Annotated in this window: 12 protein-coding genes and 1 pseudogene; all 13 read left to right on the forward strand. The window is 68.7% G+C overall.

Annotation, left to right across the window (positions count from 1 at the left end; genetic code table 11):
- Positions 1–19: 19 nt before the first annotated feature.
- Positions 20–469, forward strand: a pseudogene (locus P6281_RS07725) (MFS transporter); the annotation flags it as partial.
- 230 nt (positions 470–699) lie between these two features.
- Complete coding sequence (locus tag P6281_RS07730; RefSeq protein WP_085976484.1) at positions 700–2,655, forward strand: 2-oxoacid:acceptor oxidoreductase subunit alpha; 1,956 nt, start codon at positions 700–702, stop codon at positions 2,653–2,655.
- Between the two features lie 49 nt (positions 2,656–2,704).
- Positions 2,705–3,805: a 2-oxoacid:ferredoxin oxidoreductase subunit beta gene (locus P6281_RS07735; RefSeq protein ID WP_014379675.1), complete on the forward strand. Its 1,101-nt coding sequence runs from the start codon at positions 2,705–2,707 to the stop codon at positions 3,803–3,805.
- Between the two features lies 1 nt (position 3,806).
- Positions 3,807–4,415, forward strand: coding sequence for a molybdenum cofactor guanylyltransferase (gene mobA, locus P6281_RS07740; protein ID WP_009955455.1), 609 nt, complete (start codon positions 3,807–3,809; stop codon positions 4,413–4,415).
- An 857-nt stretch (positions 4,416–5,272) separates the two neighbouring features.
- Positions 5,273–5,827, forward strand: a complete 555-nt coding sequence (locus tag P6281_RS07745) for a transglycosylase family protein (RefSeq protein ID WP_324738692.1) — start codon at positions 5,273–5,275, stop codon at positions 5,825–5,827.
- Between the two features lie 113 nt (positions 5,828–5,940).
- A complete protein-coding gene (locus tag P6281_RS07750) occupies positions 5,941–7,200 on the forward strand; it encodes a saccharopine dehydrogenase family protein (protein WP_009955950.1) in 1,260 nt (419 codons plus the stop codon).
- A gap of 58 nt (positions 7,201–7,258) precedes the next feature.
- Positions 7,259–9,907: a valine--tRNA ligase gene (locus P6281_RS07755; RefSeq protein WP_014384170.1), complete on the forward strand. Its 2,649-nt coding sequence runs from the start codon at positions 7,259–7,261 to the stop codon at positions 9,905–9,907.
- Positions 9,904–11,373 carry a bifunctional tetrahydrofolate synthase/dihydrofolate synthase gene (folC, locus tag P6281_RS07760; RefSeq protein ID WP_009955948.1) on the forward strand — a complete coding sequence of 490 codons (1,470 nt, stop codon included), beginning with the start codon at positions 9,904–9,906 and terminating at the stop codon, positions 11,371–11,373. The genes P6281_RS07755 and folC overlap by 4 nt, the downstream gene beginning before the upstream one ends.
- 44 nt (positions 11,374–11,417) lie before the next feature.
- Positions 11,418–11,720: a DUF4233 domain-containing protein gene (locus P6281_RS07765; protein ID WP_263645441.1), complete on the forward strand. Its 303-nt coding sequence runs from the start codon at positions 11,418–11,420 to the stop codon at positions 11,718–11,720.
- Positions 11,721–11,741: 21 nt separating this feature from the next.
- Positions 11,742–12,152: a nucleoside-diphosphate kinase gene (gene ndk / locus P6281_RS07770; protein WP_014382181.1), complete on the forward strand. Its 411-nt coding sequence runs from the start codon at positions 11,742–11,744 to the stop codon at positions 12,150–12,152.
- Between the two features lie 343 nt (positions 12,153–12,495).
- Complete coding sequence (locus P6281_RS07775) at positions 12,496–15,360, forward strand: Rne/Rng family ribonuclease (RefSeq protein WP_080587990.1); 2,865 nt, start codon at positions 12,496–12,498, stop codon at positions 15,358–15,360.
- A gap of 214 nt (positions 15,361–15,574) precedes the next feature.
- Positions 15,575–15,886 carry a 50S ribosomal protein L21 gene (rplU, locus tag P6281_RS07780; protein ID WP_009953572.1) on the forward strand — a complete coding sequence of 104 codons (312 nt, stop codon included), beginning with the start codon at positions 15,575–15,577 and terminating at the stop codon, positions 15,884–15,886.
- A 13-nt stretch (positions 15,887–15,899) separates the two neighbouring features.
- Positions 15,900–16,166 carry a 50S ribosomal protein L27 gene (gene rpmA / locus P6281_RS07785; RefSeq protein WP_008255217.1) on the forward strand — a complete coding sequence of 89 codons (267 nt, stop codon included), beginning with the start codon at positions 15,900–15,902 and terminating at the stop codon, positions 16,164–16,166.
- Positions 16,167–16,211: the final 45 nt, after the last annotated feature.

Consider the following 16,211-nt stretch of genomic DNA (forward strand, 5'->3'; position numbering starts at 1 on the left):
CTCCCCAGCACGCCCCGCCAAGGCCGATTCCTGGGGCCGCAAGCCGATCTTTTTGGCCGGGTTCGCCGTCCTGGGCGCCCGTGGCTTTCTCTACACGCTCTCGGACAATCCCTATTGGCTGGTGAGCGTGCAGATGCTGGACGGCGTCGGGGCCGGCGTGTTCGGCGCGCTGTTTCCCCTCGTCGTGCAGGACGTGACGCACGGGACCGGTCGCTTCAACGTCAGCCTGGGCGCGGTGACGGCCGCGACGGGCGTCGGCGCGGCGGTGTCGAACCTCGTCGCGGGCTCGATCGTGGTCGCGGCCGGCTACAACGTCGCCTTCGCGTTCTTGGGTGCTCTGGCGGGCGCCGGGTTCGTGTTGTATCTGGTTGCGATGCCGGAAACGGCGGCGGCCAAAAGCGGCGGCGGAGGCGCGGCATCCGGAAGCAGACACGGTATGAACGACGGTTGGGTAACGCGCAAGACGTGACCAACACCACAGTTTGCTGGGCTACTCGTCAGTAGACGGCGCTGACGTCGCCTTTTGCCCGAGAACGCGGCCGAGATGACGCGGCGGAGTCGGCCATGGCGATCGAAAATCAGTGCCATAATTGGTACCGCCAGTGACATAAAACCGTGATGGCCGGAGACTCCCTTCGCCGACGCGTAACCTGAAGCTGCGCGAACTGTCTGTCCGGTGAACAAATGGAGGGCAAAGACGTGGATCCGAACGGCAGCGGAGCCGGATCAGACTCACAGAACGGGGCTTCCCCGAACGGATCTGCCCGTCAGCGCCTCGAACAGGTCGTCATTCGCTTCGCCGGTGACTCCGGAGACGGCATGCAGCTCACCGGCGACCGGTTCACTTCCGAGGCAGCGCTTTTCGGCAACGACCTGGCGACCCAGCCGAACTATCCCGCCGAGATCCGCGCCCCCGCAGGCACCCTGCCCGGCGTCTCGTCCTTCCAGATTCAGATCGCCGACTACGACATCTTGACCGCCGGCGACCGGCCGGACGTGCTCGTCGCGATGAATCCGGCTGCGCTCAAGGCCAATATCGGCGACCTGCCCCGCGGCGGCATGGTGATCGCGAACTCCGACGAGTTCACCAAGCGCAACCTGACCAAGGTGGGTTACGTCACCAACCCGCTCGAGACCGACGAGTTGTCCGATTACGTCGTGCATTCCGTCGCGATGACGACGCTGACGCTCGGCGCGGTCGAGGCCATCGGCGCGACGAAGAAGGATGGCCAGCGCGCCAAGAACATGTTCGCGCTGGGCCTGCTGTCGTGGATGTACGGGCGGCCGATCGAAACCAGCGAGAAGTTCATCCGGGAGAAGTTCGCCCGCAAGCCCGAGGTCGCGGAGACCAACGTGCTGGCGCTGAAGGCCGGCTGGAACTACGGCGAGACGACCGAGGCGTTCGGCACCACCTACGAGGTGTCCCGCGCGACCCTGCCGTCGGGCGAATACCGCCAGATCTCGGGAAACACCGCACTGGCGTACGGCATCGTCGCGGCCGGCCAGCTCGCGGACATCCCGGTCCTGCTCGGCAGCTACCCGATCACGCCGGCCTCCGACATCCTGCACGAGCTGTCCAAGCACAAGAACTTCAACGTGCTGACGTTTCAGGCGGAGGACGAAATCGGCGGCATCTGCGCGGCGATCGGCGCCTCCTACGGCGGCGCGCTGGGCGTAACCACCACGTCGGGGCCGGGCATTTCGCTCAAGTCCGAGGCGCTCGGGCTGGCCGTGATGACCGAACTCCCGTTGCTCGTCGTCGACGTGCAGCGCGGCGGGCCCTCGACCGGGCTGCCCACCAAGACCGAACAGGCCGACCTGCTGCAGGCGCTGTACGGCCGCAACGGCGAGTCGCCGGTGGCGATCCTCGCGCCCCGGTCGCCGTCGGACTGCTTTGAAACCGCGCTCGAGGCCGCGCGCATCGCGGTCTCGTACCACACCCCGGTGATCGTGTTGTCCGACGGCGCGATCGCCAACGGCTCGGAGCCCTGGCGCATTCCGGACGTCAGCACGCTGCCGCGCATTACGCACGCCTTCGCCAAGCCCGACGAACCGTTCCAGCCCTACGCCCGTGACCCGGAGACGCTGGCCCGGCAGTTCGCCGTTCCCGGCACGCCGGGGCTCGAGCACCGCATCGGCGGTCTGGAAGCGGCGAACGGCTCGGGCAACATCTCCTACGAGCCGGTCAACCACGACCTCATGGTCCGGTTGCGGCAGGCCAAGATCGACGGCATCTCCGTTCCCGATCTCGAGGTCGACGATCCGACCGGCGACGCCGAGCTGCTGCTGATCGGATGGGGCAGCTCCTACGGCCCGATCGGCGAGGCCTGCCGGCGCGCCCGGCGCAAGGGCATCAAGGTGGCGCACGCGCACTTGCGCTACCTCAACCCCTTCCCGGCCAACCTGGGCGAGGTGCTGCGGCGCTACCCGCAGGTGGTGGCGCCCGAAATGAACCTGGGCCAACTGGCGTTGGTGCTGCGCGGCAAGTACCTGGTCGACGTGCAGTCGGTCAGCAAGGTGCAGGGTGTCGCGTTCCTGGCCGACGAGATCGGCCGCGTCATCCGCGCCGCGCTGGGCGGGACGTTGGCCGAAGTCGAGAACGACAAGACGATGGTCGCCAGAATGGCGGCGGCAACGGTTGGGGCGGGCGCATGATTCGCGCCGGCGCCGACGCAGAGCGAAGCGATGAGGAGGAGCGGCGCTCGTGACTGACCTGATCGGCAATCTGGCGGGCAAAGACCTCGGTGTGACCCCGAAGTTGACCAAGAACGACGGGGTCCCCACCTTGTCCGCCGAGGACCAGCCCCAGAAGTCCAAGGACTTCACCAGCGACCAGGAGGTGCGTTGGTGCCCGGGCTGCGGGGACTACGTCATCCTCAACACCATCCGCAACTTCCTGCCGGACCTCGGGTTGCGCCGCGAGAACATCGTGTTCATCAGCGGCATCGGCTGCTCGAGCCGCTTCCCCTACTACCTCGAGACCTACGGATTCCACTCGATCCACGGCCGTGCACCCGCCATCGCCACCGGCCTGGCGCTGGCCCGCGAGGACCTGTCGGTGTGGGTGGTCACGGGCGACGGCGACGCCCTGTCGATCGGCGGTAACCACCTGATCCACGCGCTGCGCCGCAACGTCAACATCACCATCCTGCTGTTCAACAACCGGATCTACGGGCTGACCAAGGGGCAGTACTCGCCCACCTCGGAGGTCGGCAAGGTCACGAAGTCGACCCCGATGGGGTCGCTGGACCACCCGTTCAACCCGGTGTCGCTGGCCCTGGGAGCCGAGGCGACCTTCGTGGGCCGCGCGCTGGACTCCGACCGCAACGGCCTGACCGAGGTGCTGCGCGCCGCCGCCGGGCACCGGGGCGCCGCCGTCGTCGAGATCCTGCAGGACTGCCCGATCTTCAACGACGGCTCCTTCGACGCGCTGCGCAAGGAAGGCGCCGAGGAGCGGGTCATCAACGTCCGTCACGGCGAGCCAATTGTGTTCGGCGCCAACGGCGAATACTGCGTGGTGAAGTCAGGCTTCGGCCTGGAGGTGGCCAAGACCGCCGACGTCTCCGTCGACGAGATCGTGGTGCACGACGCGCACAGCGACAACTCGGCCTACGCGTTCGCCCTGTCGCGGCTGTCGGATCAGAACCTCGAGCACACGGTGCTGGGCATCTTCCGCAACATCAACCGGCCCACCTACGACGACGCGGCACGCTCGCAGATTCAGGCGGCCCAGTCGGCGAAGCCGTTCGACTCCGCGGCACTGCAGTCGCTGCTGCGGGGCCGCGACACCTGGACCGTCGACTGACGTGGCCGAGCGGGTGCCGGACACCACAGTGTCCCTGGCTGGAATAGTGCTGGCCGGTGGCGAATCGCGGCGAATGGGCCGCGACAAGGCGACTCTGCCGGGTCCCGGCGGGGCCGCCACGCTGCTCGAGCACGTGGTCGGGGTGGTCTCCCAGCGCTGCGAGCCGATCTTCGTGATGGCCGCGCCGGGGCAACCGCTGCCCGAGGTGCCGGCGCGCGTGCTTCGCGACGAGGTGCGCGGCCAGGGGCCACTGCCGGCGACCGGGGGCGGCCTGCGCGCCGCGGCGGAAACGGGCGCACGCTTCGCCTTCGTCTGCGCCGTCGACATGCCGCTGCTGTCAGCGAGTTTGATCGACGACCTGATCGGGCTGGCCACCGAGACCAACGCCGAAATCGTGCTGCCGTGGGACGGCCGCAGTCACTACCTCGCCGCGGTGTATCGCACCGATCTGGCCGAGCGGATCGACGGCCTGGTCGCCGCCGGTGCCCGCTCGATGCGTGCCTTGATCGACGCCTCCGACGCCCAGCAGATCGTGCTGCCGGAATCGCGTTTCCTGGCCAACGTCAACTCGGAGAGTGACCTGCGCGCTCTGGCGCAGCTGCAGGCCTGACGCCGTCCGCTGCGCCGGTCTGTAAGCCGTCGTGATCCGTTGGGGCAGTGTCGATTTGAGGATTCCTCGCGGAAATGCCCGCGGCCGTCTTGACGTCGTCCGGGTGCATCCGCCCCAGGCGATCCCGGCCTGCGGCAACGTCGCCTCCATTCCTGAAAAATTTTGTCGCTGAACACATTTAGCGAAAGTTATTGCCAGAAGGCGCAATCCACGAGGTCTGACCGACCGACTCGGCTGGGTGGGACTGTGACGGACGAATATCTCTGTAAGACACCGCAATTCGGCGGCTCTGGACTTTTTCTTGCCTTTCCCCCGTGGCGACGTGAGAAGCGGTGCCGGCATGCGGTACGCTACGCCCCCTTCCGACGGGGACGGCAGATGCGTTGTCACTGCGGCGAATCGGCAATATCGACCCGAATAATCGTGCGCCAGCTCACAAAATACGCGTGATTAGGCTCACCATTTGTTTGCGGATCCGGCCGACGCGCCCGCGCCGAAAATCCGACCGTGACCTGCGTGAATGGGCCTGCTATCACCGCGTGATCGCGTCGTTATCGAAACGAGATCTGCGATTTCCGAAGATGACGAACGCGCCGGCGTTCTCTACGGTCCCTGTTAGCCCGCAACGGGTTACGGAAAAGTAATCAACAAAACTGAATCCACGGACCCGCGTGTGAGCGGCGCCACGGACGGCGAGAGCCCAACCGTGGTCGGCGGGTGACAACCCGCCGGGCATACCTGGCCCGCCGCTGTCGTGCCTGACCCAGACGGCACGTTCCAAAGCAGGCATTCAAGCCAACACCTTCAGCCCACCTGCGTGGGCTTGCTTTGGCGCGCGCGCAGCGAAAGGAAAGATATTGCAGAACGTCCGTAAGACGCTCATGCTTGCCGCGGTCACGGGCACGCTCGTGACCATCCCGTCGGCCACCGCCCACGCAGACGAAGCGGTGAGCTTCGACCCGAACATTCCTGCTGCCGCCCCGGACGCCCCCGCGCCGGACGCCCCGGCGCCAGACGCGCCTCCGGCCCCGGAAGCCCTGCCCCCGGCCCCGGACGCGCCTCCGCCCCCGGCTCCGGATGCCCCTCCGGCTCCGGATGCCCCGCCGGCGCCCGTGGGCTTCGACCCGAACGTTCCGCCGCCTCCTGGCCCGGACGTCCCGCCGCCCCTGCCCGTCAGGGCGTACAGCGTCAACTGGGACGCCATCGCGCAGTGCGAGTCGGGCGGTAACTGGAGCATCAGCACCGGCAACGGCTACGCGGGCGGCCTGCAGTTCACGCCCAGCACCTGGCGCGCGAACGGCGGTAGCGGTTCCCCGTCCGGCGCGAGCCGCGAGGAGCAGATCCGCGTCGCCGAGAACGTGCTGCATTCTCAGGGCATCGGCGCCTGGCCGGTGTGCGGACGCCGCGGCTGACCGACGGCTTCTGGCATACATATAAGCCGCACATATAAGGAGTGCCGGGCCCCGTGCCCGGCACTCCTTGTCTCCAGCGGTCGCCACCCCCGTAGTCGGGTAGCGTCGGGCCCGTGACCGCAACGCCGCGCGAATTCGACATTGTGCTGTACGGGGCGACCGGCTTCGTCGGGAAGCTCACCGCCGACTACCTGGCCCGCTCGGCACCGGACAAACGGATCGCCCTGGCCGGCCGGTCGCCCGACCGGCTGCGCGCCGTCCGCGACACGCTGAGCGAAACCGCGCGGTCGTGGCCCGTCCTGAACGCGGACGCCTCATCGCCCTCGACGCTGAACGAGATGGCGGCGCGCACCCAGGTCGTCATCACCACGGTCGGGCCCTACACGCGCTACGGGCTGCCGCTGGTGGCCGCCTGCGCCGCGGCGGGCACCGACTACGCCGACCTGACCGGGGAGGCGATGTTCGTCCGCGACAGCATCGACCAATTCCACAAGCAGGCCGCGGATACCGGCGCCCGCATCGTGCACGCGTGCGGATTCGATTCCGTGCCTTCGGACCTCAGTGTGTATGCGCTGTACCGCGCGGCGCGCGACGACGGCGCCGGCGAGCTCGCCGACACCGACCTGGTGGTCCGTTCCTTCTCGGGCGGGGTGTCCGGCGGCACCGTCGCGTCGATGCTGGAGGTGCTCGACACCGCGTCCCGCGATCCCGAGGCCCGCCGCCAACTCGCCGACCCGTACACGCTCAGCAGCGACCGCGGCGCCGAACCCGACATCGGTCCGCAGCCCGACCTGCCCTGGCGTCGCGGTCGTCGGATCGCGCCGGAACTGAGCGGGCTGTGGACCGCGGGCTTCGTCATGGCGCCCTACAACACCCGGATCGTGCGGCGCAGCAACGCACTGCTGGACTGGGCCTACGGCCGCCAGCTGCGCTACAGCGAAAGCATGAGCCTGGGCTCGTCGCCGATCGCGCCGGTGGCCTCCGCCGTGGTCGGCGGGGTGGGCGCCGCGACCTTCGGGTTGGGCAGCCGCTATTTCCGGCTCCTGCCGCGCCGGCTGGTGGAGCGCATCGTGCCCAAACCGGGCACCGGCCCGAGCGAGTCCGCCCGCGAGCGCGGCTACTACCGCATCGAGACCTACACCACCACCAGCACCGGGGCCCGCTACGTGGCGCGCATGGAGCAGCGCGGCGACCCGGGCTACAAGGCGACGTCGGTGCTGCTGGGGGAGTGCGGCATGGCGCTGGCATTCGACCGTGACAAGCTCCCGGACCTGCACGGCGTCCTCACGCCCGCCGCCGCGATGGGCGACGCGCTGCTGGACCGGTTCCCCGCCGCGGGTGTGTCCTTGCAGGTTGAACGGCTCGCGGGGTGACCCGGCTCACGGTTCGGGCACTTACACGAGGGTAAACGGCGCTCCCTAGAATTGACGGGTGACCGCCAGCCCCAGCCCCGCCACCGACCTGCCCAAGTCGTGGGATCCCGCTGCGGCCGAGGGCGCGATCTACCAGAAGTGGGTCGACGCCGGATACTTCGCGGCGGACCCGGCCAGCGCCAAGCCCGGCTACTCGATCGTGTTGCCGCCCCCGAACGTGACCGGCAGCCTGCACATGGGTCACGCGCTCGAACACACCATGATGGACGCCCTGACCCGCCGCAAGCGGATGCAGGGATATGAGGTGTTGTGGCAGCCGGGAATGGACCACGCCGGCATCGCCACCCAGAGCGTGGTGGAAAAGCAGCTCGCGGTCGACGGCAAGACCAAGGAGGACTTCGGCCGGGAGCTGTTCGTCGAGAAGGTCTGGGACTGGAAGCGCGAGTCCGGCGGCGCCATCGGCGGCCAGATGCGCCGGCTCGGCGACGGGGTCGACTGGAGCCGCGACCGGTTCACCATGGACGAGGGCCTGTCGCGGGCCGTCCGCACCATCTTCAAGCGGCTCTACGACGCCGGGCTGATCTATCGGGCCGAGCGGCTGGTCAACTGGTCGCCGGTGCTTCAGACCGCGATTTCCGACATCGAGGTCGACTACCTCGACGTCGAGGGCGAGCTGGTGTCGTTCCGCTACGGCTCGCTCGACGACTCGCAGCCGCACATCGTGGTCGCGACCACCCGGGTCGAGACGATGCTCGGCGACACCGCGATCGCCGTGCACCCCGACGACGCGCGATACCGCCACCTGGTCGGCACCACACTGGCGCATCCCTTCGTCGACCGTGAGCTGGTCGTCGTCGCCGACGAGCACGTGGACCCCGAATTCGGTACCGGCGCAGTCAAAGTCACGCCCGCACACGACCCGAACGACTTCGAGATCGGGCTGCGGCACGGGTTGCCGATGATCTCGATCCTGGACACCAAGGGCCGAATCGTCGATACCGGAACGCAATTCGACGGGATGGACCGCTTCGAGGCCCGCGTCGCGGTCCGCGAGGCGCTGGCCGCCGAGGGCCGCGTCGTCGAGGAGAAGCGACCATACCTGCACAGCGTCGGGCACTCCGAGCGTAGCGGTGAACCGATCGAACCGCGGCTGTCGCTGCAGTGGTTTGTCCGCGTCGAGTCGCTGGCCAAGGCGGCCGGCGACGCGGTGCGCAACGGCGACACCGTGATTCACCCCGCAAGCCTGGAGCCGCGTTGGTTCGCCTGGGTCGACGACATGCGCGATTGGACGATCTCGCGGCAGCTGTGGTGGGGCCACCGCATCCCGATCTGGTACGGGCCCAACGGGGAGCAGGTGTGCGTGGGTCCCGACGAGACGCCGCCGGAAGGCTGGGAACAGGACCCCGACGTGCTGGACACCTGGTTCTCCTCGGCGCTGTGGCCGTTTTCCACCCTGGGCTGGCCGGACAAGACCCCCGAGCTCGAAAAGTTCTACCCCACAAGCGTTCTGGTTACCGGCTACGACATCTTGTTCTTCTGGGTGGCCCGGATGATGATGTTCGGCACGTTCGTCGGCGACGACGACGCCATCACCCTGGACGGTCGCCGCGGCCCGCAGGTGCCGTTCACCGATGTCTTCCTGCACGGGCTGATCCGCGACGAATCCGGGCGCAAGATGAGCAAGTCCAAGGGCAACGTCATCGACCCGCTGGACTGGGTGGAACTCTTCGGCGCCGACGCCCTGCGGTTCACGCTGGCCCGCGGCGCCAGCCCGGGCGGTGACCTGGCGATCGGCGAGGACCACGTCCGGGCGTCGCGCAATTTCTGCACCAAGCTGTTCAACGCCACCCGCTTCGCGCTGCTCAACGGCGCGCAGCTGGCGCCCCTGCCCCCGCCGGCCGAACTCACCGACGCCGACCGATGGATCCTCGGGCGACTGGAAGAGGTTCGCGCGGAAGTCGATTCGGCGTTCGACAACTACGAGTTCAGCCGCGCCTGCGAAGCGCTCTACCACTTCGCCTGGGACGAATTCTGCGACTGGTACGTGGAATTGGCCAAGACGCAACTGGCCGAGGGGGTCGCGCACACGACGGCGGTGCTGGCGGCGACGCTGGACACCCTGCTGCGGCTGCTGCACCCGGTGATCCCGTTCATCACCGAGGCCCTCTGGCAGGCGCTGACCCACAACGAGACCCTGGTGATCGCCGACTGGCCGCAGCCGTCCGGGATAGCCCTGGATCAGGTTGCCGCGCAACGCGTTACCGACATGCAGAAGCTGGTGACCGAGGTGCGCCGGTTCCGCAGCGATCAGGGGCTGGCGGACCGCCAGAAGGTGCCGGCCCGGATGACGGGCGTCGAGGGAGCCGATCTGGGCACCCAGGTGAGCGCGGTGACGTCGCTGGCGTGGCTGACGGCCGCCGGGCCGGAATTCCGCCCGTCGGCGTCGGTGGAAGTCAGGCTGAGCGGCGGCACCGTCGTCGTCGAACTGGACACCTCGGGCACCATCGACGTCGCCGCCGAGCGTCGCCGGCTGGAAAAGGATCTGGCCGCGGCCCACAAGGAGCTGGCGTCGACCACCGCCAAATTGGCCAACGAGGACTTCCTGGGCAAGGCCCCCCAAAACGTCGTCGACAAGATCCGGGACCGTCAACGCCTGGCCCAGGAGGAAACCGAGCGGATCAACGCGCGGCTAGCCGGGCTGCAATGACCGAGCCGCCCGAGTGGGCCGAGGACCCCGAAGTTCCCGGCGCGGTTCCCACCCCGGACCCGACCCCGGACGAGATCGCTGCCCTGTTGCAGGTCGAGCACCTGCTGGACCAGCGCTGGCCCGAAACCAAGATCGAGCCGAGCCTGACCCGGATCAGCGCGCTGATGGACCTGCTGGGTTCACCGCAATTGGCCTACCCGTCGATCCACGTCGCGGGCACCAACGGCAAGACCTCGGTGGCCCGGATGATCGACGCGCTGATCACCGCGCTGCACCGGCGCACCGGGCGCACCACCAGCCCGCACCTGCAATCGGCGGTGGAACGCATCTCGATCGATGCCAAGCCGATCAGCCCCGCGCAGTACGTGGCGACCTACCGCGAGATCGAGCCGTTCGTGCAGATGGTCGACGCGCAATCGCAGGCCGCCGGCGGGCCCGCGATGAGCAAGTTCGAGGTGCTGACCGCGATGGCGTTCGCCGCGTTCGCCGACGCCCCCGTCGACGTCGCCGTGGTCGAGGTGGGGATGGGTGGGCGCTGGGACGCCACCAACGTGATCAACGCCCCGGTGGCGGCCATCACCCCGATCGCCCTCGACCACGTCGACTACCTGGGCGACGACCTCGCCGGCATCGCGGGGGAGAAGGCCGGCATCATCACCCGGGCGCCCGAGGGCGCACCCGACACCGTGGCGGTCATCGCGCGTCAGGCGCCCGAGGCGATGGAAGTGTTGTTGGCCCAAACCGTTCAAGCCGACGCCGCGGTGGCCCGCGAGGATTCGGAGTTCGCCGTGCTGGGCCGCCAGGTCGCCATCGGCGGGCAGGTGCTGCAGCTGCAGGGGCTGGGCGGGGTGTATTCCGACGTCTACCTGCCGCTGCACGGAGAACACCAGGCGCACAATGCGGCCCTGGCGCTGGCCGCCGTCGAGGCCTTCTTCGGCGCCGGCGCGCAGCGTCAGCTCGACGTCGAGGCGGTTCGCGCGGGTTTCGCCGCCGTCGTCAGCCCGGGCCGGCTGGAGCGGATGCGCAGCGCGCCCACTGTGTTCATCGACGCCGCGCACAACCCCGCCGGTGCCGCCGCGCTGGCGCAGACGCTGGCGGGCGAATTCGACTTCCGCTATCTGGTAGGGGTGCTCAGCGTGCTGGCCGACAAGGACGTCGACGGCATCCTCGCCGCCCTGCAACCGGTGTTCGACGCCGTCGTGGTCACCCACAACGGGTCCCCGCGGGCGGTCGATGTCGAATCGCTGGCCCTGGCGGCGCGCGAGACGTTCGGGCCCGACCGGGTGAGCACCGCCGAGAACCTGCGCGACGCCATCGACGTCGCGACCGCGCTGGTCGACTCCGAGGTGGAGGGGGCCGCGCTCGACGGCCACGCCGAGGACTTCTCCGGGACCGGGATCGTCATCACCGGCTCGGTCGTCACCGCCGGCGCGGCGCGCACCCTGTTCGGGCGTGATCCGCAGTGACCGACCAGAACCGGCCCGACCCCTGGCGCAGCTTCGGCGCGGTGATGGCCCTCACGCTGTTTCTGGAAGCGATCGTGGTGCTGCTCGCGATCCCGGTGGTGGGCGCGGTCGGCGGAGGCCTCACGACGGCGTCGCTGGCCTACCTGATCGGCCTGGCCGTACTGCTGATCCTGATGGGCGGGGTGCAGCGCAAACCCTGGGCCATCTGGGCCAACCTCGGAGTGCAGGTGATCCTGCTCGCCGGCTTCGCCGTGTATCCCGGCGTGGGGTTCATCGGCGTGTTGTTCACCGGGTTGTGGGGCTTGATCGCCTACTTCCGGGCCGAGGTCCGGCGCAGGCAGGGGTAGCCCGGCGGTACGCTGTCCGCCGTGACCGAACGGACATTGGTACTGATCAAGCCGGACGGCGTCCAGCGACAGCTGGTGGGGGAGATCATCGGCCGGATCGAGCGAAAAGGCCTCACCCTCGCCGCGCTGATACTCCGGCACGTCAGCCAAGACCTCGCCGCCCAGCACTACGCGGAACACGAGGGCAAGCCTTTCTTCGAGTCGTTGCTGGCATTCATCACCTCGGGGCCGGTGGTCGCGGCCATCGTGGAGGGACCGCGCGCGATCGCGGCGTTTCGGCAGCTCGCGGGCGGTACCGACCCGGTCGAGAAGGCGATCCCCGGCACGATCCGGGGCGATTTCGGGCTCGAGACGCAGTTCAATCTGGTGCACGGCTCGGATTCGATCGAGTCGGCCAAGCGAGAAATCGGGCTCTGGTTTCCCGACGCCTAGAGCTGCGACGATCGTCCCCGCGGCGCGTTGCGGACCGGGGTTCGTCCGACCGGGCTGCATCAGGTGTGGCTTGGGCGCCGACGTGATGTGGGATACTGATGTCGGGTGAACGTCGCCGGACCGGCGTCAGACACCCGAATGAAGACTTAGACAAGCGCGACCATAGCCCCGTCGCCTTGGTTCGCTGCATGTCAGGCCGTCATTCAGCACGGCGCCGAGTGGGTTCTAACCTGAGCCGCTCGGGGCGAGACCATCACAAGCCCGGGAGAAGTGACCCGGGCCCATAGCGAAGCCCTCGCGTGGCCGCGTCGCAACGACGCGCCCGGGGGCTTGAGGAGAATACGTGGTAGACGGTGCACCAACTGCAGACCCATCAGAAGAATCGGCCCGGTCCGGGGAGCTGCCCGACCGGTTGAGGGTCCATTCGTTGGCCCGGACGCTGGGAACCACCAGCAAACGGGTCCTGGACGCGCTCAGCGAGCTGGACGGGCGGATTCGCAGCGCACACTCCACCGTGGACCGCGCCGACGCGGTGCGGGTGCGTGACCTGCTGGCCGCCCAGGCCCAGGAATCCCCGGACGCCGCCACCGAACCCGTCGTGGATGCCGGCGAACCCGAATCCCGGCTGATGCTGGAAACCCCCGACAACGCCGCCGAGCGGCCGCATTACATGCCGCTCTTCGTCGCGCCGCAGCCACTGGACAGCGACGATGACACCGACACCGACACCGACACCGACACCGACGAGGGTGCCGACTCCGACGATTCCGACGGCGACGACGACGAGCAGGTCGACCGCCCGTCGAACCGGCGGCGCCGTCGCGGCCGCCGGGGCCGCGGCCGCGGGCGCGGCGAGCAGGGCGGACCCGAGGGCCAGAACGACGGCGACGACGACGACGAGCCGCAGGGCCGGGGCAAGAAGGGCGCCCAGTCCGACTCCGGCGATTCCGACGACGCCGACGACGAGGACTCCGACGACGGCGACGACTCCGAGGGCGGTGACGACGGTTCGGCGGATGGTGGCAGCCGTCGCCGCCGCCGGCGCCGGCGCCGCAAATCCGGATCGGGCGACGACAACGACGAAGGGCCTTCACCCGACGACCCGCCCAACACGGTCGTGCACGAGCGGCCGCCCCGCAATGGCAAGAACGGCGGCGACGGCGGCAGCGCGAGCAACGAGATCAAGGGCATCGACGGCTCGACTCGGCTGGAGGCCAAGCGCCAACGACGCCGCGACGGCCGCGACGCCGGGCGGCGCCGCCCCCCCGTGCTGACCGAGGCCGAATTCCTGGCCCGCCGCGAGGCCGTCGAACGCGTCATGGTCGTCCGGGACCGGGTCCGCAGCGAGCCGCCACACCAGGGTTCGCGGTATACCCAGATCGCCGTCCTCGAGGACGGCATCGTCGTTGAGCACTTCGTGACCTCGGCCGCGTCGGCGTCCCTGGTCGGCAACATCTACCTCGGCATCGTGCAGAACGTGCTGCCCTCGATGGAGGCGGCCTTCGTCGACATCGGCCGCGGCCGCAACGGCGTGCTCTACGCCGGCGAGGTCAACTGGGAGGCCGCCGGACTCGGCGGGTCCGACCGCAAGATCGAACAGGCGCTCAAGCCCGGCGACTATGTCGTCGTCCAGGTCAGCAAGGACCCGGTCGGGCACAAGGGGGCGCGGCTCACCACGCAGGTGTCGCTCGCGGGCCGCTACCTGGTCTACGTGCCGGGGGCGTCGTCGACCGGGATCAGCCGAAAGTTGCCCGACACCGAACGCCAGCGCCTCAAGGAGATCCTGCGCGAGGTGGTGCCGTCCGACGCGGGGGTGATCATCCGGACCGCGTCCGAGGGCGTCAAGGAAGACGACATCCGCAACGACGTCACCCGCCTGCAGGAGCGCTGGAAGCAAATCGAGGCCAAGGCCATCGAGATCAAGGAGAAGGCCGCCGGGGCCGCCGTGGCGCTCTACGAAGAGCCCGACGTGCTGGTCAAGGTCATCCGCGACCTGTTCAACGAAGACTTCGCGGGCTTGGTCGTCTCCGGGGACGAGGCCTGGAACACCATCAACGAATACGTGAATTCCGTTGCGCCCGACCTTGTTTCGAAGCTGAGCAAATACGAGCCGCCCGCCGGGCCGGACGGGTCGAGCGGGCCGGACGTGTTCGCCGTGCACCGCATCGACGAGCAGCTGGCCAAGGCGATGGACCGCAAGGTCTGGCTGCCCTCGGGCGGCACCCTGGTGATCGACCGGACCGAGGCGATGACGGTGGTCGACGTCAACACCGGCAAGTTCACTGGCTCCGGGGGGAACCTCGAGCAGACGGTCACCAAGAACAACCTCGAGGCGGCCGAGGAGATCGTGCGCCAACTGCGGCTGCGCGACATCGGCGGCATCGTCGTCATCGACTTCATCGACATGGTGCTGGAATCCAACCGCGATCTGGTGCTGCGCCGGCTCACCGAGGCGCTGGCCCGTGACCGCACCCGCCATCAGGTGTCCGAGGTGACGTCGCTCGGTTTGGTGCAGCTGACCCGCAAGCGGTTGGGCACCGGACTGGTCGAGGCCTTCTCGACGTCGTGCCCGAACTGTGGCGGCCGCGGCATCCTGCTGCACACCGACCCGGTGGATTCGGCCCCGTCGAACGGCCGCAAGTCCGAGTCCGGGGGCCGGCGCGGCCGGCGCAAGAAGAACAAGGCCGAGGAGCCGGTCGTGGCCAAGGTGCCCGTCCATTCGCCCGGCGAGCACCCGATGTTCAAAGCGATGGCGGCCGGCTCGTCCACGCAGACGGCATCCGAGGACGACGAATCCGACGAGGCCACCGAGGAAACCAGCGACGAGTTCGACGAGAAGAAGGCGCGGCGCGACGAGGACGTCTCCGACACCGACCAAGAGGACTTCGACGACACCGACGACGACTCGGACGACGATTCCGACGACGACTCGGACGACGACACCGACGACGACTCGGACGACGATTCCGACGACGACTCGGACGACGACTCGGATGACGACGACCTCGATGACGAGGAAGACCTGGGCGACGACGACGAGGACCTCGAACTCGACGACGACGACGACCTGGACACCGAGGACTCCGACGATTCCGACGATGACGACGGCGGTTCGGCCACGGCGGACCAGGGCGGCCCAACCCAGGGCCGCCCCCGGCGCCGACGCGCGGCGGGCAGGCCCGCCGGGCCGCCGATCCACGCGGACTGAGCCCCGACAGCCAGGTCGTGTCCGGTTTGACCCTGTAGCCGCTGGTCACGTACCCTTGGACAGTTGTCGTCAGGCCGGGCGACTAAGCTTTGGCCGGCGGCAGTGGGACTCCCGGGGAATCGGAGCAGGCCCGCAACCCAGACCCACCACGTGCACCGCGGCTGGTTCGCGCGCGACGCGCCGAGCAGCGGCTAGAAGAAGGAGCAGAGCAACGATGGCGACCTACGCAATCGTCAAGACGGGCGGCAAGCAGTACAAGGTCGCCGTCGGGGACGTGGTCAAGGTCGAGAAGCTCGACTCTGAGCCGGGTTCGAATGTGTCGCTGCCGGTCGCACTGGTGGTGGACGGCGCCAAGGTGACCACCGACGCGGCGGCGCTGGCCAAGGTCGCGGTCACCGGCGAGGTGCTCGAGCACACCAAGGGCCCCAAGATCCGCATCCACAAGTTCCGGAACAAGACCGGCTACCACAAGCGTCAGGGCCACCGTCAGCAGCTGACGGTCCTGAAGGTCACCGGCATCAAGTAGTAAAGGCGAAGGCATGGCACACAAGAAGGGCGCTTCTAGCTCGCGCAACGGTCGCGATTCCGCCGCACAGCGGCTGGGCGTGAAGCGATTCGGCGGCCAGGTCGTCAAGGCCGGCGAGATCATCGTTCGTCAGCGCGGCACCAAGTTCCACCCGGGCGTTGGTGTCGGGCGCGGCGGCGACGACACGTTGTTCGCCAAGGAAGCCGGCGCCGTCGAATTCGGAATCAAGCGCGGCCGCAAGACCGTCAACATCGTCGCGGCCGGACAAGCCACCGACTGAGCGCCGCGAGCGTGCACCCACTGCGATAATTCGAGGCAATTCTCG

This window comes from Mycobacterium sp. 5-140-3-2 (genome assembly GCF_035666375.1).
GTDB classification, from domain to species: Bacteria; Actinomycetota; Actinomycetes; order Mycobacteriales; family Mycobacteriaceae; genus Mycobacterium; species Mycobacterium intracellulare.